The 24856-nt window shown below is 71.2% G+C and carries 20 protein-coding genes and 1 tRNA gene; 7 read left to right on the top strand and 14 right to left on the bottom strand.

Annotation, left to right across the window (positions count from 1 at the left end; translation table 11 throughout):
* Nucleotides 1–5: 5 nt before the first annotated feature.
* From J5X86_RS36175 to J5X86_RS36160, 4 genes are all read right to left on the bottom strand, one after another.
* The gene (locus tag J5X86_RS36175) at nt 6–2405 is read right to left on the bottom strand and encodes a tetratricopeptide repeat protein (RefSeq protein ID WP_308124819.1); all 2400 of its coding nucleotides are present in this window, start codon (nt 2403–2405) and stop codon (nt 6–8) included.
* Nucleotides 2406–2459: 54 nt separating this feature from the next.
* Nucleotides 2460–3083 carry a DUF6879 family protein gene (locus J5X86_RS36170; RefSeq protein WP_243982356.1) on the bottom strand — a complete coding sequence of 208 codons (624 nt, stop codon included), beginning with the start codon at nt 3081–3083 and terminating at the stop codon, nt 2460–2462.
* Nucleotides 3070–3345 (bottom strand): hypothetical protein, encoded by a 276-nt coding sequence (locus J5X86_RS36165; protein WP_078641870.1) that lies wholly within the window; start codon nt 3343–3345, stop codon nt 3070–3072. Before J5X86_RS36165 ends, J5X86_RS36170 begins: the two co-directional genes overlap by 14 nt.
* A gap of 103 nt (nt 3346–3448) precedes the next feature.
* Nucleotides 3449–4828, bottom strand: a complete 1380-nt coding sequence (locus J5X86_RS36160) for an acyl-CoA synthetase (RefSeq protein WP_208520907.1) — start codon at nt 4826–4828, stop codon at nt 3449–3451.
* A gap of 119 nt (nt 4829–4947) precedes the next feature.
* Between J5X86_RS36160 and J5X86_RS36155 the strand changes: the two genes are divergently transcribed.
* Nucleotides 4948–5385: a hypothetical protein gene (locus tag J5X86_RS36155; RefSeq protein ID WP_208520906.1), complete on the top strand. Its 438-nt coding sequence runs from the start codon at nt 4948–4950 to the stop codon at nt 5383–5385.
* 583 nt (nt 5386–5968) lie between these two features.
* On the opposite strand, the gene J5X86_RS36150 is transcribed toward J5X86_RS36155, so the two are convergent.
* Nucleotides 5969–7354: a cystathionine beta-synthase gene (locus J5X86_RS36150; protein ID WP_208520905.1), complete on the bottom strand. Its 1386-nt coding sequence runs from the start codon at nt 7352–7354 to the stop codon at nt 5969–5971.
* Nucleotides 7355–7552: 198 nt separating this feature from the next.
* Between J5X86_RS36150 and J5X86_RS36145 the strand changes: the two genes are divergently transcribed.
* The 3 genes from J5X86_RS36145 to J5X86_RS36135 all read left to right on the top strand — a co-directional run bounded on the left by J5X86_RS36145 (nt 7553) and on the right by J5X86_RS36135 (nt 12101).
* Complete coding sequence (locus tag J5X86_RS36145) at nt 7553–8581, top strand: SGNH/GDSL hydrolase family protein (protein WP_208520904.1); 1029 nt, start codon at nt 7553–7555, stop codon at nt 8579–8581.
* Between the two features lie 1078 nt (nt 8582–9659).
* Nucleotides 9660–10880: an acetyl-CoA C-acetyltransferase gene (locus tag J5X86_RS36140; RefSeq protein ID WP_208520903.1), complete on the top strand. Its 1221-nt coding sequence runs from the start codon at nt 9660–9662 to the stop codon at nt 10878–10880.
* 300 nt (nt 10881–11180) lie between these two features.
* Nucleotides 11181–12101 carry a hypothetical protein gene (locus J5X86_RS36135; protein ID WP_208520902.1) on the top strand — a complete coding sequence of 307 codons (921 nt, stop codon included), beginning with the start codon at nt 11181–11183 and terminating at the stop codon, nt 12099–12101.
* Between the two features lie 42 nt (nt 12102–12143).
* On the opposite strand, the gene J5X86_RS36130 is transcribed toward J5X86_RS36135, so the two are convergent.
* Complete coding sequence (locus J5X86_RS36130; protein WP_243982376.1) at nt 12144–12464, bottom strand: hypothetical protein; 321 nt, start codon at nt 12462–12464, stop codon at nt 12144–12146.
* A gap of 141 nt (nt 12465–12605) precedes the next feature.
* On the opposite strand from J5X86_RS36130, the gene J5X86_RS36125 reads away from it, so the two are divergent.
* Complete coding sequence (locus tag J5X86_RS36125; protein ID WP_014061257.1) at nt 12606–12836, top strand: DUF4287 domain-containing protein; 231 nt, start codon at nt 12606–12608, stop codon at nt 12834–12836.
* 158 nt (nt 12837–12994) lie between these two features.
* On the opposite strand, the gene J5X86_RS36120 is transcribed toward J5X86_RS36125, so the two are convergent.
* Nucleotides 12995–13873: a Bax inhibitor-1/YccA family protein gene (locus J5X86_RS36120; RefSeq protein ID WP_208520900.1), complete on the bottom strand. Its 879-nt coding sequence runs from the start codon at nt 13871–13873 to the stop codon at nt 12995–12997.
* Between the two features lie 185 nt (nt 13874–14058).
* Nucleotides 14059–14141, bottom strand: a tRNA-Leu gene (locus J5X86_RS36115).
* Between the two features lie 403 nt (nt 14142–14544).
* Here J5X86_RS36115 and J5X86_RS36110 point away from each other — a divergent pair.
* Nucleotides 14545–15327: an ABC transporter ATP-binding protein gene (locus J5X86_RS36110; protein ID WP_208520899.1), complete on the top strand. Its 783-nt coding sequence runs from the start codon at nt 14545–14547 to the stop codon at nt 15325–15327.
* Nucleotides 15328–15393: 66 nt separating this feature from the next.
* A complete protein-coding gene (locus tag J5X86_RS36105; RefSeq protein WP_208520898.1) occupies nt 15394–17937 on the top strand; it encodes an ABC transporter permease in 2544 nt (847 codons plus the stop codon).
* A 76-nt stretch (nt 17938–18013) separates the two neighbouring features.
* Here J5X86_RS36105 and J5X86_RS36100 read toward each other — a convergent pair whose 3' ends face one another.
* The 6 genes from J5X86_RS36100 to eno all read right to left on the bottom strand — a co-directional run bounded on the left by J5X86_RS36100 (nt 18014) and on the right by eno (nt 24756).
* Entirely contained in the window at nt 18014–19327 is a 1314-nt protein-coding gene (locus tag J5X86_RS36100; RefSeq protein ID WP_208520897.1) for a cyclopropane-fatty-acyl-phospholipid synthase family protein, read from the bottom strand.
* Nucleotides 19328–19525: 198 nt separating this feature from the next.
* The gene (locus J5X86_RS36095) at nt 19526–20905 is read right to left on the bottom strand and encodes an NAD(P)/FAD-dependent oxidoreductase (RefSeq protein WP_078641881.1); all 1380 of its coding nucleotides are present in this window, start codon (nt 20903–20905) and stop codon (nt 19526–19528) included.
* Nucleotides 20906–21300: 395 nt separating this feature from the next.
* Nucleotides 21301–22260 (bottom strand): Ppx/GppA phosphatase family protein, encoded by a 960-nt coding sequence (locus J5X86_RS36090; RefSeq protein ID WP_208520896.1) that lies wholly within the window; start codon nt 22258–22260, stop codon nt 21301–21303.
* On the bottom strand, nt 22257–22805 hold the full coding sequence (locus J5X86_RS36085) for a DUF501 domain-containing protein (protein ID WP_208520895.1): 549 nt from the start codon (nt 22803–22805) through the stop codon (nt 22257–22259). The genes J5X86_RS36090 and J5X86_RS36085 overlap by 4 nt, the downstream gene beginning before the upstream one ends.
* 69 nt (nt 22806–22874) lie before the next feature.
* Nucleotides 22875–23357 carry a septum formation initiator family protein gene (locus J5X86_RS36080; protein WP_014061265.1) on the bottom strand — a complete coding sequence of 161 codons (483 nt, stop codon included), beginning with the start codon at nt 23355–23357 and terminating at the stop codon, nt 22875–22877.
* A gap of 118 nt (nt 23358–23475) precedes the next feature.
* Nucleotides 23476–24756 (bottom strand): phosphopyruvate hydratase, encoded by a 1281-nt coding sequence (eno, locus tag J5X86_RS36075; protein ID WP_208520894.1) that lies wholly within the window; start codon nt 24754–24756, stop codon nt 23476–23478.
* Between the last annotated feature and the right edge of the window lie 100 nt (nt 24757–24856).

Here is a 24856-nt window from a genome sequence, read left to right as displayed (position 1 = left end):
ACCGCTCATCTGCCGCCCGACTCCAGGGCGGCGAGGACGCGTTCGCGCAGCGCGGCGGCCCGGGGATCGTCGTACGAGGCGAGCGCGCGCAGGGCCTCGGTCCAGTGCCGCCGCGCCTCCTCGGCGCCGCCCGCTTCCTCGGCACCGCCCGCTTCCTGGGCGCCGTCCGCCTCGTCGGCACCGCCCGCCTCGTCGGCCTCGCGCAGCGCGGCGGCGAGGCCGTCGAGGGCGAGCGCCGCGTGCCACAGGTCGTCCAGCTCCCGGTGGGCCGCCGCGGCGCGGCGGTGGAAGTCGGCCGCCTCGCCGGGCCGCCCGAGCCGCCGGTAGGTCTCCCCCGCGCCGTCCCACGCCCGGGCCTCCCGCGCCCGGTCGCCGAGGCGGCGCTGGAGCGAGGCGGCCCGCTGGAACGAGACCAGGGCGGCGTCGAACGCGCCGTTGGCCTGCTGCGCCCGGCCCAGCTCCAGCAGCCAGTACCCCTCCCACATGTGGTTGCGGTGGGTTCGGGCGATCTCCAGCGCGCCCTCGGCGGAGCCCAGCGCCTCCTCCGGCTGCCCGCGGTCCCGCTGAACGGCGCTCAGGATGCGCAGCGCGTTGCCCTCGCCGCCCTGGTTGCCCAGTCCGCGGTGCATCTCCAGGGCCCGCCGCACAAAGCCGGACGCCTCTTCGGGCCGGGCGAGCTCGTACGTCACCTCGGCCAGGTTCGCCAGCACAACGGCCTCCCACTGGGCGGCACCCAGCTCCCGGAAGACCGCCGCGGCCTGCTCGAACCGCTCCTTCGCCTCCTCCAGCCGGCGTCCCCGCAAGTGGATCAGCCCGATGTCGTTCAGCGAGAGCGCCTCCCCGAGCCGGTCGCCGGTCTCCCGACGGGCGGCGAGGGCGCTCTGGTGGTACTCCGCGCCCTCGGCGAGGCGATGCGACTGCGTACAGGCCATCCCCAGGCTCTCCAGCAGCTCGGCCTCCGCGGTGCGGTCGCCCAGCCTGCGTGCGGCGCGCAGTCCGATACGGCCCATGGCGAGCCATTCCTCGAACGGGTTCAGCAGCATGTGCACGCTGCGCAGCACCGCGGGAAGCTGCCAGGCGATCACATCGAGACCGGCTTCACCGGCGGCGCGGGTCGCGGCCAGCAGATTGCCGCGCTCCGCCTCGTACCACCGCATGGCCTCCTCGTAGTCCGCGAAGGACGCGGGGGTGAGGTCATCGCCCGGCGGATCGAGCGGGATATGGGCCTCCTGGGGGTTGATCCAGGTCTGGGCCGCGTCCGCGGAGTGCAGGTACCAGACCAGCACCCGGCGCAGCGCCGCCGCGCGCTCCTCCGGGGGCTCCTCGTGCCGCGCCTGGTCGGCCGCGTAGGCGCGCAGCAAGTCGTGGAACTCGTAACGGTCCGGTCCGGTCTGCTCCAGCAGATGGGCGCCGACCAGCACGTCCAGCAGATGCCGTATGCGGCCGGTGCCCGCGCCCCCGCCGAGAGCGGCGGCGGCCGCGGTGCCGAACTCGGCGCCCGGATGCAGCCCGAGCAGCCGGAAGAGACGCGCCGCCGCCGCGGGCAGCGCCCGATAGGACCAAGCGAACACGGTACGCACCGCCTCGGCCTCCTCGTCGTCCCCCACGCTCAGGGCATCCCACAGGGCTGACTCGTCGCGAAGGTCTCTTATCAGCTCGTCCAGCCCCATCCGCGGACGGCTGGCGGCCCGCTCCGCGGCGATGCGCAGGGCCAGCGGAAGGCGGGCGCACAGCCGCGCCAGCTCAATGAGCTGGTCCTGGTCGTCCTGGGGGCGGTAGGCGGCGGTGACGACGCTCAGCAGCGCGACGGCCTCCGTCTCGTCCAGCGTGCTCAGGGTCAGCGTGTGCGCCCCGTCGCGGACGGCCAGTCCGGGCAGCCGGCTCCGGCTGGTCACGACGACCAGGCAGCCCGCGGCGCCCGGGAGCAGCGGTCTGACCTGGCCCACGGTGGCCGCATTGTCCAGGATCACCAGCACCCTGCGCCCGGCCAGCAGCGACCGGTAGAGCGCCGCGCCCGCCTCCAGGTCCGCCGGAATCGCCGCCACCGGTACGCCCAGGGCCGAGAGGAACCGGTGCAGCGCCTCCTGCGGGGTGACCGGCGCGCCCGGGTCGTAGCCGCGCAGGTTCACATACAGCTGGCCGTCCGGGAAGCGGTCCTGCGCGCGGTGTGCCCAGCGCAACGCCAGGGAGGTCTTGCCGACGCCCGCGGTCCCGGCGAGGACACAGACCGGGACGGAGACGGATTCACCGCCGCCGTCGGTCAGGATGGCGTCGAGCCGTCCCAGCTCCTGGCCCCGGTTGACGAATCCCCGGGCGTCCCCGGGCAGTTGCCGGGGCTTGGGGCGGTCGCGGTGGCCGCCGCTGTGGAAGTGGATGCCTCCGCTGATGTCCCGGGCCTGCACCACCTCACCCGCGGATCCGGACAGTTCGGAATGCGTCCCACGATCCTCGTTGATCTGCTACTCCGGCTGTGGTGGCGGTAAATGCGCTACTTCGCGAGCGAAATACGACTCCAGGTCCTCACCGGCACCGTAGAGATCCCTGGTGAACGCGCGGCAGCGGGCGGTGGTCCCGGCATCCGTGAACCGCACCGCGCCGTCGAGAATCCCCTGGTCCGTATAGCGGATCCGATAGGTCGTACGGTCGCCCAGCGTCAAAAGCTCCGGCAGCTTTTCGGATCTCTCCAGCTCGCCGAGGTGTTCGGGGCCGACCACCCGGATCCTCTCCCCGCATTCGGCGCGCAGCCGCAGCAGATGCAGCTCCCATTGCAGGTACGGGGCGATGGGCTCCTCGACCACCCGGACCCGGTAGAGGGTGATCCGGTGGTCTTCGACCTCCTGCGAGAATTCCCGCAGATAATCGCGCTCCTCCTCGATGAGACGCAGGGATTCGTCCCAGTCGCCCCGGGCGAACGCCTCCCAGCTGGCGAATCCCGGCTCCCTGAAGCTCTGTTGACGCTCCAGCTTCCAGGAGTCCTGGCCGTCGATCGTCCACTGCCGCTCGCGGAAGTCGCGGCGGTAGGCGTCGAGGGTGAGCACTTCGCCCCGGGTGGTGTCGAGGCGAGGGCCGTCAAGTCCGAGCATCGGGGATGTCCGGTTTCGCGGCGCTCAGGGTGGAACCCGGGATGACGACGAGGCGCTCGTCCGGGGCGATGCTGGCGTCGTCGGGGAGTTTCGCCCGGTAGGCGTCGGTGAGGTCGCGGCCGATGACCGCGATGTCACCGTTGTCGAGCTGCCAGATGTCGGGACACCCGTCGCGTCCACCGGTGTTTCCGAGCTCGCGCGCCGACTTTCCTAATCGGCGCGCGAACGATGCGGACGGGTCGGCTTCCCATGCGCGGACCATCGGTCTCTCCACTCATCCGTCGTGGTCACTGAGTGTAGGAATGAGCGTCACGGATGGCAACGGCGGCCGGGAGCCGGTGGCGGGATCAGGCCGAGGGCCGAGGTCAGGCCGGGGGCAGGAGCTTCTTCTGGGGCTTGCCCATGGCGTTGCGCGGCAGGGCCTCCAGGAAGCGGACCTTGCGGGGGCGCTTGTGGACGGAGAGCTGGGAGGCGACGAAGTCGATCAGCTCCTGTTCCCCGATGCCGTCGGCGACGACGTAGGCGACGATCTCCTGGCCCAGATCCTCGTGCGGGGCGCCGACGACGGCGGCCTCGCGGACGGCGGGGTGGTCGAGGAGGGCGTTCTCGACCTCGCCCGCGCCGATGCGGTAGCCCCCGGACTTGATCATGTCAGTGGAGGCGCGGCCCACGATGCGGTGGAAGCCGTCCGGGTCGACCGCGGCGATGTCGCCCGTGCGGAACCAGCCGTCCTCGGTGTACGAACCGGCCGTGGCCTCGGGCCGGTTCAGATAGCCGTCGAAGAGGGTGGGGCCGGTGAGCTGGAGTTCGCCGATCTCGGCGCCCTCCTCGGTGGCGATCCGGGTGCGGATGCCCGCCAGCGGGGTGCCGACGTAGCCGGGGCGGCGCTCTCCGTCGGCCCGGGTGGAGAGGGTGATGAGGCTCTCGGTCATGCCGTAGCGCTCGATGGGGCGCTGCCCGGTGAGCCGCTCGAGGTCACGGAAGACCGGGGCGGGCAGCGGGGCGCTGCCGGAGACCAGCAGCCGGGCGGAGGCCAGGGCGCGGGCGGCGTCCTGGTCCTGGACGATCCGGTTCCAGACCGTCGGCACCCCGAAGTAGAGGCTGCCGCCCGCCGCCGCGTACGCCGCCGGGGTCGGCTTGCCGGTGTGGACGAGACGGCTGCCCGTGCGGAGCGCGCCCAGGACGCCCAGCACCAGGCCGTGCACATGGAACAGCGGCAGCCCGTGGACCAGGGTGTCCTCCGCGGTCCAGGCCCAGGCCGCGGCGAGCCCGTCCAGGTCGGCGGCCACCGCCCGCCGGGAGATCAGCGCGCCCTTGGGCGCCCCCGTGGTCCCCGAGGTGTAGAGGATGAACGCCGTGGACTCCGCGTCCGGCTCCGGCTTCGTCCACGCGGCCCGCTCGGCCGGGTCCACCGGGACGGTCTCGATCGGGGCCGCTATGGCCTCCCCGGTGAGCAGCAGGGTGGCGCCCGAGTCCCGCAGTATGTGGTCGCGTTCGGCCGGGCCGGAGTCCGGCGGTACGGGCACCACCGGCACCCCGGCCAGCAGCGCGCCGACCACCGCGACCACCGTCTCCGGGGTCGCGGTCGCCCGGACCGCGACGACCGGCGCACCGGCGATACGGGCCGCCACCGCGCCCGCGGCACCGAGCAGTTCCTCGCGCGAGAGGGAGCGGCCGCCGACGCTCAGCGCGTCGGGGCGGTCGCCGCCGGGCGCGGCGAGGGACGTGAGGAGAGGTGCGGTCACGGAACTGACTCCTTCCACAGCGGGCCGGGGGTACCAGGGGTGTACCTCTTCGCGCCCGCGCGTCTTTCGGGGGCTAGCCCTACCGACAAAGCGTCCCCGTGACCGTACCGTCATTAAGCATGGACGCCCGTGACCCGGATCTGAAAAAGGAACTCGACGCGGCCCTGCAGACCCGTAAGGAACTGGGTGCGGAGTACGAGTCGGAACTGGTCGACTCCTTCATGGAGAAGGTCGAGCAGCGCTTCAACGATACGGCGGACCGGCATGTCCGCCGCCAGCTCGCCGAACAGCAGATGGCGGCGGCACGCGGCACCCGCCCGTACGTTACCGGCGCCCATCCGGACCAGCCCCACGGGATGGGCATCGGCGAGCGCTTCGCCTTCGTCGGGATCTCCCTGGTGCTGGCGATCCCGCTGTCGGCGATCGGCGTGGTGAACGAGGGCCTGCCCGGCCTGCTGATCACCTGGGCGGGGATCTTCGGGGTCAACGCGGTCCACGCGGCGGGCGGCTTCTCCTGGCTGCGCCGGGGTCGGAGCCCGGAGGAGAGCCGGGAGTAGGTTTCGCGGACGCCGTAGAGCCTCCGGGCGCTTGGTCCGACCGGCCGGGGGCGCGCCCCAGGGTGACCGGGTAAGCCGCAGGGTGCCAAAGCGCGTCCGAGTGCTTGGGCTTACCGGCGAGTGAGCCGAAGGGGGGCGTCGCTGTCGAAAGGGAGAGCGCGCGCAGGGAGCGAGGAACGAGCGACCGAGCACGGTCGACCGTCGACAGCGACTTGAGCGCCCCGGAGGCGAACCGAGCCCCAAAAAAGAGGCGTGCGCGGGGACCGCCGCACCCCGGTGCTGGGCACCGAGGGCGGGACGACGGCGGTCCCCGCGGGGGACGCGGGCCGGGTCAGGGCCGGACTTCCGCGTCCAGGCGACCATGGAGGTCCGGGAGCCGCTCCGGATGTCCTGTCGCCTCATCCTGGGTGTCGGTGTCGTCCTTCCGACACCCACTAATCTGCCGGAGCTGTGTTAACCCTGTGCTGCGGGCGCGTGACACGTACGTACCACTTCCCCGAAGCCATGGCGGGCCTCCCTCGAAGGGCAGTTGGGCGCCGTTCAGGTCCGCTTGAGCCCCCCTGATGAGCCCCCTTGGGAGCCCTTACTTGACGCCGCTGGCCAGGTACGCCAGCAGGTCCTGCCGACTCACCACGCCCTTCGGCTTCCCCTCCACCAGCACGATCGCCGCGTCCGCCGTGCCCAGCACCGCCATCAGGTCCTCGACCGGCTCGCCGGAGCCGACGTGCGGCAGCGGCGGGCTCATGTGCTTCTCCAGCGGGTCGGTCAGCTCCGCGCGCCGGGCGAACAGGGCGTCCAGCAGCTCGCGTTCGACCACCGAACCGATGACCTCGGCGGCCATCACATCCGGGTGCCCGGCGCCCGGCTTGACGATCGGCATCTGCGAGACGCCGTACTCGCGCAGCACGTCGATGGCCTCGCCCACCGTCTCGTCCGGGTGCATATGGACCAGCGAGGGCAGTCCGCCCTGCTTGCCCTGGAGGACGTCGCCGACGCGCACCGAGGGGCCGCCCTCCTCCAGGAAGCCGTAGTCGGCCATCCACTCATCGTTGAAGATCTTGGACAGATAGCCACGGCCGCTGTCGGGCAGCAGCACGACCACCACATCGTCCGGTCCGAGCCGCTCGGCGACCTTCAGCGCGGCCACGACCGCCATTCCGCAGGAGCCGCCGACCAGCAGCCCCTCCTCCTTGGCCAGCCGCCGCGTCATCTGGAAGGCGTCCTTGTCGGAGACCGCGACGATCTCGTCCGCGACGGTCTGGTCGTAGGCGGTCGGCCAGAAGTCCTCACCGACGCCCTCGATCAGATACGGGCGGCCGGAGCCGCCGGAGTAGACCGAGCCCTCGGGGTCGGCGCCGACCACCTGGACCCGTCCCTCGCTGGCCTCCTTCAGATAGCGGCCGGTGCCGGAGATCGTGCCGCCGGTGCCGACGCCCGCGACGAAGTGGGTGATCTTCCCCTCGGTCTGCTCCCACAGCTCGGGGCCGGTGGACTCGTAGTGGGAGAGCGGGTTGTTCGGGTTGCTGTACTGGTCGGGCTTCCAGGCACCCGGCGTCTCGCGGACCAGCCGGTCGGAGACGTTGTAGTACGAGTCGGGGTGCTCGGGGTCCACGGCGGTGGGGCAGACCACCACCTCGGCGCCGTAGGCCCGCAGCACGTTGATCTTGTCCGTGGACACCTTGTCCGGGCAGACGAAGATGCACTTGTAGCCCTTGCGCTGGGCGACCATCGCGAGGCCCACGCCCGTGTTGCCGGACGTCGGCTCGACGATGGTGCCGCCCGGCTCGAGCTCACCGGAGCGCTCGGCTGCCTCGATCATCCGGACCGCGATCCGGTCCTTCACCGAGCCACCGGGATTGAAGTATTCGACCTTGGCCAGGACGGTTGCCCGGATGCCCTCGGTCACGGTGTTGAGCTTCACCAGCGGGGTGTTGCCGACCAGCTCAATCATCGATTCGTAGTACTGCACACCTGCTCCTGGTCCGGTTCCGCGGGATCTCCGCGTCGGGGCGGCCGCCATCGCGGCGCCGTGCTGTCAGCTTATTGCGCGCCCCCCGCCCTGCGACCCGTGCGTTGGGAGGAAGGCTGTGCGGGGCAACAAGTTGTTAGCGAGGCGTACAAAGGAGAAGGAAGCGCGTGCGCGTGCGGACGGAGGTGGCCTGGACCCATGTCGATGTCGAGGGCGAGGGTGGCGCGGCGGATCGCGGCCGCGGCGGCGTACGGGGGCGGCGGGATCGGGCTGCTGGGCGGGGTGACCGCCGTGCTGTTGCTCACTGAGGTGTCCCATGCGAAGCGGGTCGTGGGCGGGTCGGACGATCCTCCGCCGCGCGCGGACGGCCGATATGGCTTCGCCTTCGCCCGCAGGACCGGCCAGCCCCCACTGCGGCTGGCCTTTCTCGGCGACTCCACGGCCGCCGGACAGGGCGTCCACCGCCCTAGTCAGACACCGGGCGCGCTGCTCGCCTCAGGGCTCGCGGCGGTTGCCGAGCGCCCGGTGGACCTGCGGAATGTGGCGCTGCCGGGGGCGCAGTCCAGCGATCTGGAGCGCCAGGTCACGCTGGTGCTGGGGGATGCGGAGCTGCTTCCCGACGTGTGCGTGATCATGATCGGCGCCAATGACGTGACCCGTCGGATGCCGCCCGCCAAGTCGGTGCGGCTGCTGTCGGACGCGGTGCGCAGACTGCGCGAGAGCGGCTGCGAGGTGGTGGTGGGCACCTGTCCCGACCTCGGCACGATCGAGCCCGTCTATCAGCCGCTGCGCTGGGTCGCGCGGCGGCTGAGCCGACAGCTTGCCGCCGCGCAGACGATCGGGGTGGTGGAGCAGGGCGGGCGCACGGTCTCGCTGGGCGATCTGCTCGGCCCCGAGTTCGCGGCCAATCCGCGCGAGCTGTTCGGCCCGGACAACTTCCACCCCTCGGCGGAGGGGTACGCCACGGCCTCGATGGCCGTTCTGCCGACCCTGTGCGACTCGCTGGGCCTGTGGCCCGAGGAGGCGGCGGAGACGCTCGACGAGGGCATCCTGCCGGTCGCCACGGCGGCGGCCGAGGCGGCCGCCGAGGGTGGCACCGAGGTCACCGCGGCTCGCGGGCCCTGGGCCCGGTTGCTGCGGCGCCAGGGCCCCGCCAAGGAGCCCGCGACCGTGTCCGGCTCCCCCGACACCTCGTCCCCGACCTCCCCGCCCCCTTCGGGCTCCTGACCCCCGCCGGGCCCAGCTCCCCTTGGGCTGGGGCCCCAGCCCACCCGGGCCTGCGGACCCCGGGCCACCCGGGGTCTGCGACCGCAGCCCACCCGGGCCTGCGGGCCCCGGGCCGGGCTGCCACGCCATCGCCGGACTCCGGCTGCCACGCCGCCACGGCGGCGGCCCCTCCTCGGGCTGCCGTGCCCTCCCCGGGGCGGGCTGATCTGCCCGGCCGGGCGCGCCCTTCGCCTCGCGCCTTCGGCGCAATTGAGCAGCGGCGGCAGAGGTGCCCGGCCAAGCCCTCGCCGCCGACCGCCAGGCCGCAGGGGCGAGAGCCAGTCGCGGCTCCTGCGGCCGCACACCGGCTGCCGTGCCCCTCCGGGGCGGGCTGATCTGCCCGGCCGAGCGCGCCCTTCATCTCGCGCCTTCGGCGCAATTGAGCAACGGCGGCGGACGTGCCCGGCCGAGCCCTCGCCGCCGACCGCCGGGCCGCAGGGAGCGAGAGCCGGTCGCGGCCCCCGCCAACAGGGCCCAAGGCCGACGCCGGACAGCAGGCAGTGCCCAGCCGAACCCTCGCCACCGACCGCCGGGCCGGTGGGGGGCGAGAGCCGGTCGCGGCTCCCGCCGGCGGGGGTCAAGGCCGATGCCGGACAGCAGGCGGGGCCGGGCCGGGGCCGCGCCGTCGGCGGCTGGGGCGGTGGCGGCTTCCGTGGGCCGGGGCGAGGCCCATGCCGGGGGCAGGGGGTGGGGTACCCCTCTGGAAATCGCTTGATGGATTAGTTGCTTCAGGTCAAGTACTTGGCGCGCCGGGGGCAGGGGCACCCGGCCCCGGAACCTCCCGCTCGTTCGGGTAGCGGGCGCGCGGCCCGCGTTCGGGGCCCGGGGGCCGCTGGGTCCTGGAGGCGGCACCCGGGCGCGTATCGGCGCCCCGTAGGGCGCGAGGGAGAGCGCCGCGGGCAGGGCGAACCCCGGGGCCGCTGAGCGTACGCTTGGAAAAAAGAGTTCCGCGTCACAGCCCGCACCCCGTGACCCTGCCGATACGTACGGGTAACTTCCCTCAGAGTCCCACCCGCACCCCCGCCCCCATGGAGCCGTGATGCCCGAAGCAGTGATCGTCTCTGCAGCCCGTTCTCCCATCGGCCGCGCCTTCAAGGGATCGCTCAAAGATCTGCGCCCGGACGACCTCACCGCCGAGATCATCCAGGCCGCGCTCGCCAAGGTCCCCGAGCTCGATCCGCGCGAGATCGACGACCTGATGCTCGGCTGCGGGGCGCCCGGCGGTGAGCAGGGGCACAACCTGGGGCGGGTCGTGGCCGTGCAGATGGGGATGGACCACCTCCCCGGCTGCACGATCACCCGCTACTGCTCCTCCTCCCTCCAGACCTCGCGGATGGCGATGCACGCCATCAAGGCGGGCGAGGGCGACGTCTTCATCTCGGCGGGCGTCGAGATGGTCTCGCGGGCCAAGAAGGGCACCTCGGACGGGCTGCCGGACACCCACAACCCGCTGTTCGCGGACGCCGAGGCCCGTACGGCCACGCGCGCCGAGCAGGGCGGCGAGGGCTGGCACGACCCGCGCGAGGACGGCCTGCTCCCCGATGTGTACATCGCCATGGGCCAGACCGCCGAGAACCTGGCCCGGCTCAAGGGAGTCACCCGCGAGGACATGGACGAGTTCGGCGTCCGGTCCCAGAACCTCGCCGAGGAAGCCATCAAGAAGGGCTTCTGGGAGCGTGAGATCACCCCGGTGACCACCCCGGACGGCACGGTCGTCAGCCAGGACGACGGCCCCCGCGCGGGCACCACCCTGGAGGCCGTGCAGGGCCTGAAGCCGGTCTTCCGCCCCGACGGCCGGATCACCGCGGGCAACTGCTGCCCGCTCAACGACGGCGCCGCGGCGCTGGTGATCATGTCCGACACCAAGGCGCGGGAGCTGGGCGTGACCCCGCTGGCCCGGATCGTGTCGACCGGCGTCTCCGGCCTCTCCCCCGAGATCATGGGGTACGGACCGGTCGAGGCGTCCAAGCAGGCGCTGGCCCGCGCCGGGATGTCGATCGGCGATATCGACCTGGTGGAGATCAACGAGGCGTTCGCCGCGCAGGTCATCCCGTCCTACCGCGACCTGGGCATCGACCTGGACCGGCTCAACGTCAACGGCGGCGCGATCGCCGTGGGCCACCCCTTCGGCATGACCGGCGCCCGGATCACCGGCACGCTGATCAATTCGCTGCAGTTCCACGACAAGCAGTTCGGCCTGGAGACCATGTGCGTCGGCGGCGGCCAGGGCATGGCGATGGTCATCGAGCGCCTGAGCTGAGCCGGGCTGAGCCGGGCGGCCGAGTCCGGCCGAGCCGCCGGGCTGAGCCGGGCCGGGCCGAGGGGCCGAGCCGCCTCGCGTCTGAGACACTGGTTTCGATCGAGCCGTGACCGAATCTCCCCCAGGATGTGACAAAGGTCCTGGGGGAGAGCCGTCTGCCCAGCTCAGCACGGGTGACCAAAGGCCCTTCCGGTACCGAATTCTGTCCATTTGGTGATGGTATGCACTGACGTCGAGAGGCGATAAGCCTCAAGCTGAGGTAGGAATTCGGGGGATCAACAGCCAACCGGGAGTACGTCAGTGAGCCCCACGACTCTTGCCCTCCTCCTGGCCGCGGTGACCGCCACGGCCGTAGGGGCGGCCGCCCTGCACACCGCGCGCGGTATGCGCCGGCAGATCTGTGAGCTGCGCGCCGAGCTCGCGGCCACCGTCGCCGCCGGCGCCCAGGCGGGCAGCGGCGGCGAGGAGAACGGTGTGACGGTGCCCGCACCCCGCGCCACCCCGGCCGCCGAGATACGCGCGGCCGTGGCCGAGGCGCTCGCCGAGGAGCGGGAGCGCGAGCTGGCCGAGGCGCGGGCGTTCTGGGCCGCCCAGGAGGCCAGGGACTCCGCCGGAACGGCCGACGCCCACTCCCTGCTGGGCGGGCCCGGCGGGTACGGCGAGGACGCCGTACAGGACGCGCAGCTCTTCGTGCCCCGCCAGGCCGATCTGGCCGGGCTCGAACCGCTGCTCGGCCTGGACGCGCTGGGCCCCGAGGCGCTGGACTCCGCCGGGGACCAGGAACCCGAGGTCGAGGCCGAGGTGGAGCTGGAGCTGGGCGTCGAGCCGGAGCCGGCGGTCGAGCCCAGGGAGTCGGCCGAGCTCGCGGCGGCCCGCCGACGCCATCCGTCCCACCCCGACTTCTCCCCGTCGTCACCCGTGGCCGACCACGACCGTACGGTGACCCGGATCACCGAGCTGGCCGACGCCCGCACCCCGCTGTCCGATGTGCGCCCCGGGCCCCTCGGCACCCTGGATGTCTACGTCTTCGCCGACGGCACCACGATCTGCATGACCCCGGGCCACCGGGAGACGGCCGAGCGGCTGGCGGACGCGCTGCGCGAGGGCACCACCCCGGTGCTGCTCGGCGGCTCGGGCGTCTCCGGTGCGTATGCGCTCACGTTCGGTTGCGGCGAGGACAATGTGTACGTTCTGGCCGACCGCGTCATCGCCTCGCTGTGAACCCCGGTACGAACCCGCGGTAAGCCTCGGCGACCGGCGCCCTCAGACCCCGCAGCGCCCGGCCGTCTCCACCACGAGCGCCACCGCCTCGGTGACCCCCTGCGCCGCCTGGCCGCCCCCGGAGCCGCCCGGCGCACGCTCCAGCGCGTGCACCAAGTCATGTCCGGCCACCGCCACCTGGTCGGCGACCACGAACAGCCCCGCGTCCGGCATGATCCGCGGCGGGGTTCCCGGCTCCTCCAGACGCTGTGCGCGCGCCGACAATTCCCTGGCCAGCGCCAGTCCTTCGGCCGCCGCGCCCGCGCGCAGCCGGGACCGCGGAAGGGCCCGCAGCCGGTCGGCGAGCCGGTCGACGGCGGTCATGAGGGGGGTCGTATCGTCCACGCTCCGAGCGTATGCGCCACTGAGGGACTGTTGCCAACGGGCGAACACTCAGGCACGGTGAGCTGAAGGAAACCCGGGCCATGGACCCGGGGGCCGGCATGGAAGCGTCCGGAGGCGCCGATGTCCCAAATCTTCTCCGACGAGACTCACCGGAACCTACTCTCCCGCATCCCCCAGTGCACGGGCCGTGAAGTTGCCGACTGGCTGCGCACGGTCGACGATGGCCCCGCTTTCTTCCGCTTCGAGGAGAAGGTGAGCTGGTTGCGCGGCGAGCACCAGCTCGCCTACGGCCATGCGAAAGCCATCATCCATGAACACGACTTGAGGCGTGCGGCACGCAAGCTGCTGTAGCCGCTGCCCGGAGGCAGAAGCGTGTATGACAGACCCACCGAACCGGGCGGCTTAAGCCGCACAGGAAGAAGGGCCCGCGGAGGTCATCGCCTCCGCGGGCCCTTTCAGGTGCGCCGGGTCCGAGCCGGTGGTGCGGACGGGGCCCGCACCACCCGACGCTAGTCCCTGAAGATCGAGATCAGCCGGAGCAGCTCCAGGTAGATCCACACCAGCGAGAGCGTCAGCCCGAAGGCCGCCAGCCAGGACTCCTCGCGCGGAGCGCCGTACTGGACGCCGTCCTCGATCTGCTTGAAGTCCATCGCCAGGAACGCCGCGCCGAGCACGACACCGACGAGGCCGAAGACGATGCCGAGGCCACCGCTGCGGAAGCCGAGGCCGTCCCCGCCACCGATGGCGGCGAACAGCAGGTTGACCGCCATCAGCAGCACGAAGCCGATGGCGGCGGCGAGCACAAAGCGCTGGAATCGCGCGTTCACCCGGATGAGACGGGTCTTGTACGCGACGAGCACACCGACGAACACGGCCATCGTGCCGAGCACGGCCTGCATCGGGATGCCGGACCAGCGCTCGTTGTACACCTGGCTGATGACGCCGAGGAAGAGGCCCTCGAAGAGGGCGTAACCCATGATCAGCGCAGGCGAGGCCGTGCGCTTGAACGCCTGGACGAGACCGAGCACCATCGCCACGAGCGCGGCGCCGATGCCCACGCCCACCGGAAGCTGCGCGATCCACGCGGCCGCGGCGGCGACGATGACGGTGCCGAGCGTCATACCGGTGCGCATGACGACGTCGTCCATCGTCATCCGGCCGGTCTGCAGCGGGCCCGCCGGCGGCGCGCCGTACATCTGCTGCAGCTGCTGGGGGGTCAGATTCTGCTGGTCGCCCGCCGCATAGGGGTTCGTGGGCGCCTGTGTCTGCGCGTACGGATTGCCCTGACCGGCGACGGGGCTCCCGGCCTGCGGTGCCGCGCCGAAACCGGCGTAGCCGCCGCTGCGGCTGAACCCCCGTCGCGAGAAGACCGGGTTGCTGCTCCTCATCTCACTCCTCCATGGCCGCCGGGCGCGACCTTGACTCAAGAGTAATAGGTAAGCAAAGAAAGCACCCTAGTGCCCAGGGAGGATCTTTTCACGCAGGGAGAGACCGCGCGAGGCCCCTGCGGGCCCCGCGCACACACATTGGGCGACCATCCACACACGCTGAGTGCGCCCACCGGATCTGAAGGTGCCCGGAACCGGACTTGAACCGGTACGCCCGCGAGGGGCAGCGAGGTTTAAGCTCGCCGTGTCTGCATTCCACCATCCGGGCGGCGGTTCCCCCTGGGCCGTACGGAGCGCATACGGCCCTCCCCTGGAAGAGAGCAGCACGAGCCTATCCGGGGACATGCCCCCGCACAGTGAATCCGCGGACCGAGGTTGTCTTATTTTATTGGCAACTGAGGGTGCATCAGCAGCGGGGCGGGGTACCCGAAGATGCCGACGGCCATTGGACCTGCCGATATGCCCTGAACCCCCATTAACTGGGGATTGACGCAATCTCGACGCCCCGCCCGGGGTGTCTTCTCCTCCTCAAGGAGGACTCCGCCACCACCACCTACATCGCGAGACCCCCCGCAGAACCGGAGCACGGGCTGATCCCGTCCCCCTTCACAACCGGAACCATGGAGTGACGTCCCGCCCACTCCCGTAGAGCACGACAGGAGTCATCCACCGTGACCACCACCCCCTTCGGCGTCGAAACCGCCTACCGCACGTCAGCGGCGGCCGCCCGGGCCACCGATCTCTCCAAGGTCTACGGCGAGGGCGAGACCCAGGTCATCGCCCTGGACTCGGTCTCCGTCGAGTTCCGCCAGGCGCAGTTCACCGCGATCATGGGCCCCTCGGGCTCCGGCAAGTCGACGTTGATGCACTGCATGGCGGGTCTCGACACGATCTCCAGCGGCTCGGCCCGGATCGGCGACGTCGAACTGACCACGCTCAAGGACAAGAAGCTCACCCAGCTTCGCCGCGACAAGATCGGCTTCATCTTCCAGGCGTTCAACCTGCTGCCGACGCTGAACGCGCTGGAGAACATCACCCTCCCGATGGACATCGCCGGTCGCAAGGCCGACCAGGCGTGGCTGGACCAGGTCGTGGCCACGGTCGGTCTGGCCGGGCGGCTCAAGCACCGGCCCAACCAGCTGTCGGGTGGTCAGCAGCAGCGCGTCGCGGTGGCCCGCGCCCTGGCCGGCCAGCCGGAGATCATCTTCGCCGACGAGCCGACCGGAAACCTGGATTCCCGCTCCGGCGCCGAGGTCCTGGGCTTCCTGCGCAACTCGGTGCGGGAGATGGGCCAGACGATCGTGATGGTGACCCACGACCCGGTCGCCGCGTCCTACGCCGACCGCGTGGTCTTCCTCGCCGACGGCCGGATCGTGGACGACCTGCCCAACCCCACCGCCGACTCGGTCCTCGACCGCATGAGGCGCTTCGACGCCAAGGGCCGTACGAGCTGACGCGGGGCGCGCCCGTATCCGTACGCCGCCTCGCACTCCCCTCCCCACCCCTCAGGACTGACACTCATGCTCCGTACAGCCCTGCGCAATGTGCTTGCGCACAAGGCCCGGTTGCTGATGACCGTGCTCGCCGTGATGCTCGGTGTGGCCTTCGTCGCCGGCACCCTGGTCTTCACCAACACCATCTCCGACGCCTATCAGAAGAGCTCCCAGAAGGGCTTCAAGGGCGTCGACGTCGCCATCGCCCCCGACAAGAAGGATGACGACTCCGCCAACCCCGGTGATGCCCCCCGGCTGAGCCAGCAGGTGCTCGACAAGGCCGCCAAGGCGCCCGGCGCCGACTCCGCCTTCGGTGTCGTGAAGGGCAACGCCGCCCTCGCCGACAAGAAGGGCGACCTGCTCGGCGGCGGCTTCTCCAACGTCGGCGGCAACTACTACCCGGGGGCCGACGGCAAGGACCCCCGGTACACGATGACCGAGGGCCGCGCCCCCAAGACCCCGGGTGAGATCGCGCTCGACTTCAAGACCGCCGAGCGCGGCGAGTACAAGGCCGGGGACTCCATCCGGGTGTCCGTCGACGGCCCGGTGCGCACCGAGAAGGTCGTCGGCGTCTTCACCACCGACGACGGCAATGTCGCGGCCGGCGGCACCCTCGCGCTGTACGACACGGTCACCGCCCAGAAGCTGTTCGCCAAGCCCGGGCAGTTCGACGAGATCGACGTGAAGGCCGCCGCGGGCACCTCGCAGGCGACGCTGAAGACCGCGCTCGACAAGGTCCTGCCCGAGCAGGCCAAGGCCACCACCGGCAAGAAGCTCGCCAAGGACCAGGCCAAGGCGATCGAAGAGGGCATGAGCAGCATGCAGACCGCGATGCTGGTGTTCGCCGGGATCGCGCTCTTCGTCGGCATCTTCATCATTGTCAACACCTTCTCCATGCTGGTCGCCCAGCGCACCAAGGAGCTCGCCCTGATGCGCGCGGTGGGTGCGACCCGCCGTCAGGTGACCCGCTCGGTGCTGATCGAGGCCACCTTCGTCGGCGCCGTCGCGGCGGTGGTGGGCCTCGCCGCCGGTGTCGGCATCGGCGCCGCGCTGCGCTCGGTGCTCAACTCCTCCGGGGCCAACGTCCCCGACGGCCCGCTGATCGTCGCGCCGACCACCGTGCTGGTCTCGGTGCTCGTGGGCGTCGTGGTGACCGTGCTCTCCGCCTGGCTGCCCGGCCGCCGCGCCGCCAAGATCCCGCCGGTCGCCGCGATGAACAGCGTGCACGCCGCGCCGACCACCCGCGGTCTGGTGGTCCGCAACACCATCGGCTCGCTCTTCGCCGCGGCCGGTATCGCCCTGGTGGTGTCCGGTGCGGGCATGAGCGGCAGCGACGGCCAGGGCCCGATGGCGTTCGGTGCGGCCGTCCTGGTGATCGGCGTCTTCATCCTCACCCCGCTGCTGTCCCGCCCGCTGATCGCCGCCTCCTCCCCGGTGCTGCGACTCTTCGGGATGCCCGGCAAGCTGGCCCGGCAGAACGCGGTGCGCAACCCGCGCCGTACCGCCGCCACCGCCTCCGCCCTGATGGTCGGCCTCACGCTGATCACCGGTATGACGGTGATCGCGGGGAGCATGCAGAAGGGCATCGACAAGATGGCCGCCGACGGGCTGAAGTCCGACTACGTCGTCAGCATGGGCGGGACCACCCCGCGGCCGATGTCGCCGGATGTGTCCAAGACCCTGGCCAAGGTGCCCGAGGTCACCGCGATCAGCTCGCTGCGCTCCTCCCCGGCCCGGGTCGCCGGTGACAGCGACACCCTGACGGGCGTCGACCCCAAGGCCATCAAGGACCTGGTGAACGTGGACTTCACCGAGGGCTCGTTCGGCGCGCTCGGGGGCACCAAGGTCCTCATCGACGACAAGATCGCCGATGAGAACCACTGGAAGGTCGGCTCCACCATCCCGGTGACCTACGAGGACGGCAGCAGCGGCCGGCTGACCGTGGGCGGTGTCTACGAGGGCAACCAGATGATCCGCGGGGTCATGCTCGACAACGCCACGGTCACCCCGCATATGACGACCGTCGCCGACTTCCAGGTGATGCTGAAGACCAAGGGCGGCGCGACGCAGGACACCAAGGACCTGCTGAAGAAGACGCTCGGCGAGAACCCCGCGATCAAGATCCAGAACAAGCAGGACACCTCCGACGAGATCGCCAGTGCCTTCACCCTGATGCTGAACATGCTCTACGGGCTGCTCGGCATGGCCGTGATCGTCGCGGTGCTCGGGGTCATCAACACCCTGGCGATGTCGGTCTTCGAGCGGTCCAAGGAGATCGGCATGCTGCGGGCGATCGGCCTGGACCGGGCCGGCATCAAGCGGATGGTGCGGCTGGAGTCCCTGGTCATCTCGCTCTTCGGCGGGGTGCTCGGCCTCGGCCTCGGCGTCTTCTTCGGCTGGGCGGCCGGTGAGCTGATCGCCACCGAGCTGCCGAGCTACGAGCTGGTGCTGCCGTGGGCCCGGATGGGTCTGTTCGTGCTGATGTCCGCGCTGGTCGGCGTGATCGCCGCGCTGTGGCCGGCCCGGCGGGCCTCCAAGCTCAACATGCTGGCGGCCATCAAGGCCGAGTAGCGGCGAGCCGATCGGCGAACCGCTACCGGACGTCCCCGTCCGCCCCCTCTCCGGGGCGGACGGGGACGTCCGCGTTTCAGCCGCGCCAGTCGCGGGCGCGCAGCGGCAGCCCCGAGGTCCCGCTCTCGGGGGTGCGGACGGCGAGGATCTGGTTGACCCCGATCCGGTTGCGTTCGAAGGAGAGGGCGGAGGCCGCCATGTAGAGCCGCCAGACCCGGGCCCGGCCCGGGCTGGTCAGCCGCATGGCCTGCGGCCAGGACCGCTCCAGGTTGGCGACCCAGCCGCGCAGCGTGAGCGCGTAATGCTCGCGGATGGCCTCCACATCGCGTACCTCGAAGCCCGCCTCCTCCAGCTGGGTGACGGTCCGGCCGACCGGGGCGAGCTCACCGTCGGGGAAGACATACCGGTCGATGAACTCGTCCACGTGGTAAGCCTCTTCGTCCGGCTGGGGGCGCCGGGCGATCTGGTGGTTCAGCAGCCGCCCGCCGGGCCGCAGCAGCCGGTGCAGGATGGCGGTGTACTCGGCGTAGCGCACGGAGCCCACATGCTCGGCCATGCCGATGGAGGAGATGGCGTCGTAGGGCCCGTCCGGAACCTCGCGGTAGTCCTGGACCCGGATCTCCACCTGGTCGGTGAGCCCGGCGTCCGCGATGCGCTTACGGGCGTACGCCGCCTGCTCCTCGGAGAGCGTGACGCCGACGGCGCGCACCCCGTACTCGCGCGCCGCGTGCAGCACCATCGAGCCCCAGCCGCACCCCACGTCCAGCAGCCGCTGGCCCGGTTGCAGGGCCAGCTTGCGGCAGACGAGGTCCAGCTTGGCGCGCTGGGCGTCCTCGAGCGTCGAATCCGGGGTGTCCCAGTAGGCGCAGGAGTAGACCATCGAGGGGCCGAGCACCAGTTCGTAGAAGTCGTTGCCGACGTCGTAGTGGTGGCTGATGGCTTTCTTGTCGCGGCGCAGGGAGTGCAGCGGACCGAAGCCGGTCCGCGCCTCCTCGCGGGGCGGGGTCGGCGGCAGCCCCGGTCCGGCGAGCGCGATCAGCTTCCCGGCGGCGGTGCGCAGCGCGGGGTCGCGCAGCGCCTGGATGGCGGTGCGGAGCCGGGACCGCGGCGCGGTGGCGGGGCCGCGCTCCCACAGCAGCCCGGACAGCCGGTCCAGGGCGTCGTACAGATCGCCCTCGACATCCAGGTCACCGGCGACCCAGGCGCGGGCCAGGCCCAGCTCGCCCGGCCGCCACAGCAGCCGGCGCAGCGCGCGGCGGCGCCGGATGACCAGGGTGGGGGCGCCGGGCGGGCCCGTCTCGCTGTGGTCCCAGGCGCGGACGCGGATGGGCAGGGGGTCTCCCAGCACCTCCTCGGCCAGGGTGGCGATCCGCCCAGCGGCGTCGGACATGTCACACCTCCGTGATGGCGAGTCAAGAAGATTCACTCACCACGTAAACACCATGGAACCCGCTTTACAGTCCCGCCGACACGTCTGGAATCGGTAAAACAGCTGCAAAAGGCGGGCCATCGGCGGGCAGACGAAAGGGCGTCCGCCCCACGGATGGCGGACGCCCTCGGCGTCAGATGTGCGGGTCCGGCCCGGAGGTCAGGACGCCTTGGCCTTCTCGGCCGGTGCCGACGGCTTGACCGCGGCGGCGGCGCTGACCGGGGAGGCGGCCTCGTAGAACTCCTCGCGGGGGTTCTCGATGGCACCGAGCGAGACGACCTCGCGCTTGAGGAACATCCCCAGCGTCCAGTCGGCGATCACCCGGATCTTGCGGTTGAAGGTCGGCATGGCCATGCCGTGGTAGCCACGGTGCATGTACCAGGCGAGACGGCCCTTCAGCTTGATCTTCATCTTGCCGAAGACGATCATCGCGACGCCCTTGTGGAGGCCAAGGCCCGCGACGGCACCCTTGTTGGCGTGCTTGTACTGGCCCTGCGGGAAGCCCCGCATGCCCGAGATCACGTTGTCGCCGAGGACCTTGGCCTGGCGCAGCGCGTGCTGGGCGTTCGGCGGGCACCAGGCGCCCTCGCCGCTGGCGAGGTCCGGCACCTGGGCGTTGTCGCCCGCGGCCCAGATGTAGTCGGTGCCCTGGACCTGGAGGGTCGGGGCGGTGTCCACATGGCCGCGCGGGCCGAGCGGCAGGCCGAAGCGGGCCAGCGCCGGGTTGGGCTTGACGCCGGCGGTCCACACGATGGTGTTGGAGTCGACCTCGAGGCCGTTCTTGAGGACGACATGGCCGTCGATGCAGGAGTCCATCGAGGTCTTGAGGTAGACCTCGACACCGCGCTTCTGGAGGTGCTCCAGACCCCACTGGCCCAGCTTCGGGCCGACCTCGGGGAGGATCTTGTCGGCGGCGTCGACGAGGACGAAGCGCATGTCCTCGCGCTTCACGTTCGGGTAGTACTTGGCCGCGTCACGGGCCATGTCCTCGATCTCGCCGATGGTCTCCGCGCCGGCGAAGCCACCGCCGACGAAGACGAAGGTGAGCGCCTTGCGGCGGATCTCCTCGTCCGTGGTGGAGTCGGCCTTGTCGAGCTGCTCGAGGACGTGGTTGCGCAGGCCGATGGCCTCCTCTATGCCCTTCATGCCGATGCCGTTCTCCGCGAGACCGGGGATCGGGAAGGTGCGGGAGACCGCGCCGAGGGCGATGACCAGGTAGTCGAAGGGCAGCTCGTACGTCTCGCCGACGAGCGGCTGGATGACGGCGACCTTGCGGTCCTGGTCGATGGTCGACACTCGGCCGGTGAGGACCTCCGCCTTGGGGAGCACGCGCCGCAGCGGAACCACGACGTGGCGCGGGGAGATGCTGCCGGCCGCAGCTTCGGGGAGGAAGGGCTGGTACGTCATGTACGAGCGGGGGTCGACGACCGTGACGGTCGCCTCGCCGTACCGCATCTTCTTGAGGATGCGGCGTGCCGCGTACAGGCCTACGTACCCACCGCCTACAACGAGGATCCTGGGACGCTCCGTGGTGCTCATGTTTCGAGTATCCAGCACCCCCCGAGGGGGACCTCGTGAGCCCCTTCACAAGCATGGTGACAGTATCTGCTACACTCCGCCGCCCCCGTGATGGATGCCATATCGGCAGAGGGGAACCACAAGGCGGATCGGCACGTTCCCGCCCCCTCTGAGCAGGGCTTGTGGTTGAACTCGGGAGTAGACCAAGCGGTCCGCGCCGGGGCCCGCGACACCCCGCTGACACCTCACGATCCGGTCAGCGACGGGGCACGGCCACCGAAACCGCCCCGGAGGGCCGCATCGGTCGGCCACCAGGCGCCTTTTTCATGTGAAGAGTTTCACGAACTTTCTCGGAGGCGGTTCACGGAAGGCCCCCGAAGGGGGTTCCGTGGCCGCTCATACGTTATTCCGCCCGCTCAGGCGATGCTCCAGGCGATCCCGTCGAGGATGTCATGTTCGCTCACCACGACCTCCTCGGCGCCGGTCCGTTCCATGATCGAGAGCAGGATGAGGGCCCCCGCGCCGATCACATCGACCCGCCCCGGGTGCATCACCGGAATCTCCGCCCGCTCGGCGTGGGTGGAGCCGAGCAGCTTCGCGGTGATCTCGCGGACCTGGTCGACGGTGATCCGCGAGTGATGGATCGCGGAGGAGTCGTACTCCTGCAGACCCAGCGCGATCCCGGCCACGGTGGTGACCGAACCGGCCAGCCCGACCAGTGCGTGGCCGTCCGCGGGACGGCAGGCACGGGTGAGCGGCACGGTCCGCTCGGCGAGGTCCAGCGCCGCGTCCACATCGCCCTTTATGGCGGCGAGCTGATCCTCCGTCGGGGGATCGGTGATCTGGCCGTCCGCCACCAGATGGCGCTCGGTCAGCCGGACGCAGCCGATGTCCACACTGCGGGCCGCCCGCACCCGCTCGCCGCCCTCGACGAACTCCGTCGAACCGCCGCCGATGTCCACCACCAGATACGGCCCGGCCACATGATCATGGCCCTTGAGCTCCTTGGTGGCCCCGGTGAAGGAGAACTCCGCCTCCTGGTCCCCGGTGATCACCTCGGGTTCCACGCCCAGGATCTCCACGACCCCGCGCACGAACTCCTCGCGGTTCTCGGCGTCGCGGGAGGCGGAGGTGGCCACGAAGCGGATGCGCTCGGCGCCCAGCTCACTGATCACCTCCGCATACTCGCGGCACGCGGCGAAGGTGCGCTCCAGGGCCTCGGGGGCGAGCCGGCCGGTGCGGTCCACGCCCTGGCCCAGCCGGACGATCTTCATCCGGCGGTCGAGTTCGATCAGCTCCCCGGTGGCCGGATCGGCGTCGGCCACCAGCAGCCGGATCGAGTTGGTGCCGCAGTCCACGGCGGCGACGCGGGTCATGCGCTCCCCTCCCGGCTCGCGCCCTCGGCCCCACAGGGGCTCACACACGGGCCCTTGCGCCACCACTCCGGCAGCATCGCGAGCGCCTCGTCCCCGAGCGGATTGACACCGGGCCCGGCCGCGAGGGCGTGGGCGACCAGGACGTGCAGGCACTTCACCCGGTCCGGCATCCCGCCCGCGCTGGGGAAGCCCTGGAGCACCTCGATGGCGTCACGGCGCGCGATGTAGTCCTCGTGGGCGGCGCGGTAGGCGGCGGCGAGCTCGGGGTCGGTGGCCAGCCGGGCCGTCATCTCCTTCATCACGCCCTCGGCCTCCAGCGTGCCGATCGCGGACGCGGCGCGCGGACAGGTCAGGTAATAGAGGGTGGGGAAGGGCGAACCGTCCTCGAGCCGCGGCGCGGTCTCCACGACGTCCGGATTGCCGCAGGGGCAGCGGTGCGCGATCGCACGCAGACCCCGGGGCACGCGGCTGAGCTGCTCCCGTACGGCGTGAATGTCCGCGTCGGTGGGCGCGGTGGGCTCCGTCTGGGGCGGGGGCGTATCCATGAGTGGGAAAGTTCTTCTTCTTCGTTTCGATTCGTCACCGGGTGCGACCGGCGGCCACAGCGCGGCGCCTCAGCGGCGCGCGCTGCCCGCCCCCGCCGCGTCCGCCGTGTCCACGGCGTCCCAGAGGTTGGAGTACCAGGGGCGGCCGGCCGCGCCCTGGTCGGTGGAGCGCTCGGTGGAGCCGCTGCCGTCCACCACGCTGTAGCCGGTCTCCCCCGGCATCAGGAAGTGCAGCCGCTCCCGGGCCTGCTGCTCGGTGTAGGCGGGGTCGCGCAGCCGGGCCTTCCGCTCGCGCAGCTTCTTCACGTCCTCGCGGGCTCGCTGGGCCTCGCTCCGCTGCTCGGCGATGTCGGAGCGCTGGGAGATGTACTGCCGCATCGGGTAGGCGAGCGCCACCACCAGGGAGCAGACGACCAGCGCGAGCAGGGCCGCGCGGCCGGTCAGCCGGCCCCGGCGGCGCTTGGTCCGCACCCGGTAGACCCGGGCGGCGGCGTGCTCGCCGAGCGCCTTGAGCCTGGTCGCGGTGGAGAACCGTTCGCGATCCGCCGGCACGTCGCCTCCCCGGAGATGACTTCGCTTGAGTGACGCGTAACGCCGTCCCCGGTCACGGTACGGGACCGCGGCCGGGGACGGGTGTCAGACGTGTCTGCTACGTGAGGTCGTACGCAGGTCAGCCCTTGAAGCGCGGGAAGGCCGAGCGGCCCGCGTACACCGCGGCGTCGTCGAGGATCTCCTCGATGCGCAGCAGCTGGTTGTACTTGGCCACCCGCTCGGAGCGGGCCGGGGCGCCGGTCTTGATCTGGCCGCAGTTGGTGGCGACGGCCAGGTCGGCGATGGTGACGTCCTCGGTCTCACCGGAGCGGTGCGACATCATGCACTTGTAGCCGCTGCGCTGGGCCAGCTCGACGGCGTCCAGGGTCTCGGTCAGCGAGCCGATCTGGTTGACCTTGACCAGCAGGGCGTTCGCGGTGTCGCTGTCGATACCGCGGGCGAGCCGCTCCGGGTTGGTGACGAAGAGGTCGTCGCCGACCAGCTGGACCTTGTCGCCGAGCTGCTCGGTGATGGTCTTCCAGCCGTCCCAGTCCTCCTCGTTCAGCGGGTCCTCGATGGAGACCAGCGGGTACGCGGCGACCAGCTCGGCGTAGTACGAGGTCATCTCGGCGGCGGTGCGGGACTTGCCCTCGAACTCGTACGACCCGTCCTTGTAGAACTCGGAGGCGGCGACGTCGAGCGCGAGCGCGATGTCCTGGCCCGGCTGGTAGCCGGCCTTCTTGATCGCCTCGAGGATCAGGTCGAGGGCCTCACGGTTGGAGCCGAGGTTCGGCGCGAAGCCGCCCTCGTCGCCGAGGCCGGTGGACAGGCCGCGCTCCTTCAGCACGGACTTCAGGGTGTGGTAGACCTCGGCGCCCCAGCGCACGGCCTCGGAGAAGGACTCCGCGCCCACGGGCGCGATCATGAACTCCTGGATGTCCACATTGGAGTCGGCGTGCGACCCGCCGTTGAGGATGTTCATCATCGGGACCGGCAGCAGATGGGCGTTCGGGCCGCCGAGGTAACGGAAGAGCGGGAGGTCGGACGCCTCGGAGGCGGCGTGCGCGACCGCGAGGGAGACGCCGAGGATGGCGTTGGCACCGAGCGAGGACTTGTCCGGGGTGGCGTCCAGGTCGAACATCGCCTGGTCGATCAGACGCTGCTCGGTGGCGTCGTAGCCGACCAGCTCGGGGCCGATCTGCTCGATGACGGCGAGGACGGCCTTCTCCACGCCCTTGCCGTTGTAGCGGTTCTTGTCGCCATCACGGAGCTCGAGGGCCTCGAAGGCGCCGGTGGAGGCGCCGGACGGAACGGCGGCACGGCCGGTGCTGCCGTCGTCGAGGCCGACCTCGACCTCGACCGTGGGGTTGCCTCGCGAGTCGAGGATCTCGCGAGCTACGACGACGTCGATGGACGGCACGAGGTTCTCCTTCGTATGGGTCTGCGGTAGCAGCACGAGCCTAACGGGCCGGGAGGGCTGCACCCCGCGTTCGCCCGCCCCACGAGACGAGGGCGTGACA

This window comes from Streptomyces sp. NEAU-YJ-81, assembly GCF_017592595.1.
GTDB lineage: Bacteria > Actinomycetota > Actinomycetes > Streptomycetales > Streptomycetaceae > Streptomyces > Streptomyces hygroscopicus_B.
The sequence above is the reverse complement of the archived record's forward strand: the minus strand, read 5'-3'. Positions and strand labels throughout refer to the sequence as shown.

What these genes read in the sequence shown, in the direction of transcription:
- J5X86_RS36170 (WP_243982356.1), bottom strand. Translation starts at nt 3,083, where the DNA reads ATGCTCGGACTTGACGGCCCTCGCCTCGACACCACCCGGGGCGAAGTG.
- J5X86_RS36165 (WP_078641870.1), bottom strand. Translation starts at nt 3,345, where the DNA reads ATGGTCCGCGCATGGGAAGCCGACCCGTCCGCATCGTTCGCGCGCCGA.
- J5X86_RS36155 (WP_208520906.1), top strand. Translation starts at nt 4,948, where the DNA reads ATGGACGCCCGTGACCCGGATCTGAAAAAGGAACTCGACGCGGCCCTG.
- J5X86_RS36145 (WP_208520904.1), top strand. Translation starts at nt 7,553, where the DNA reads ATGTCGATGTCGAGGGCGAGGGTGGCGCGGCGGATCGCGGCCGCGGCG.
- J5X86_RS36140 (WP_208520903.1), top strand. Translation starts at nt 9,660, where the DNA reads ATGCCCGAAGCAGTGATCGTCTCTGCAGCCCGTTCTCCCATCGGCCGC.
- J5X86_RS36130 (WP_243982376.1), bottom strand. Translation starts at nt 12,464, where the DNA reads ATGACCGCCGTCGACCGGCTCGCCGACCGGCTGCGGGCCCTTCCGCGG.
- J5X86_RS36125 (WP_014061257.1), top strand. Translation starts at nt 12,606, where the DNA reads ATGTCCCAAATCTTCTCCGACGAGACTCACCGGAACCTACTCTCCCGC.
- J5X86_RS36120 (WP_208520900.1), bottom strand. Translation starts at nt 13,873, where the DNA reads ATGAGGAGCAGCAACCCGGTCTTCTCGCGACGGGGGTTCAGCCGCAGC.
- J5X86_RS36105 (WP_208520898.1), top strand. Translation starts at nt 15,394, where the DNA reads ATGCTCCGTACAGCCCTGCGCAATGTGCTTGCGCACAAGGCCCGGTTG.
- J5X86_RS36100 (WP_208520897.1), bottom strand. Translation starts at nt 19,327, where the DNA reads ATGTCCGACGCCGCTGGGCGGATCGCCACCCTGGCCGAGGAGGTGCTG.
- J5X86_RS36095 (WP_078641881.1), bottom strand. Translation starts at nt 20,905, where the DNA reads ATGAGCACCACGGAGCGTCCCAGGATCCTCGTTGTAGGCGGTGGGTAC.
- J5X86_RS36090 (WP_208520896.1), bottom strand. Translation starts at nt 22,260, where the DNA reads ATGACCCGCGTCGCCGCCGTGGACTGCGGCACCAACTCGATCCGGCTG.
- J5X86_RS36085 (WP_208520895.1), bottom strand. Translation starts at nt 22,805, where the DNA reads ATGGATACGCCCCCGCCCCAGACGGAGCCCACCGCGCCCACCGACGCG.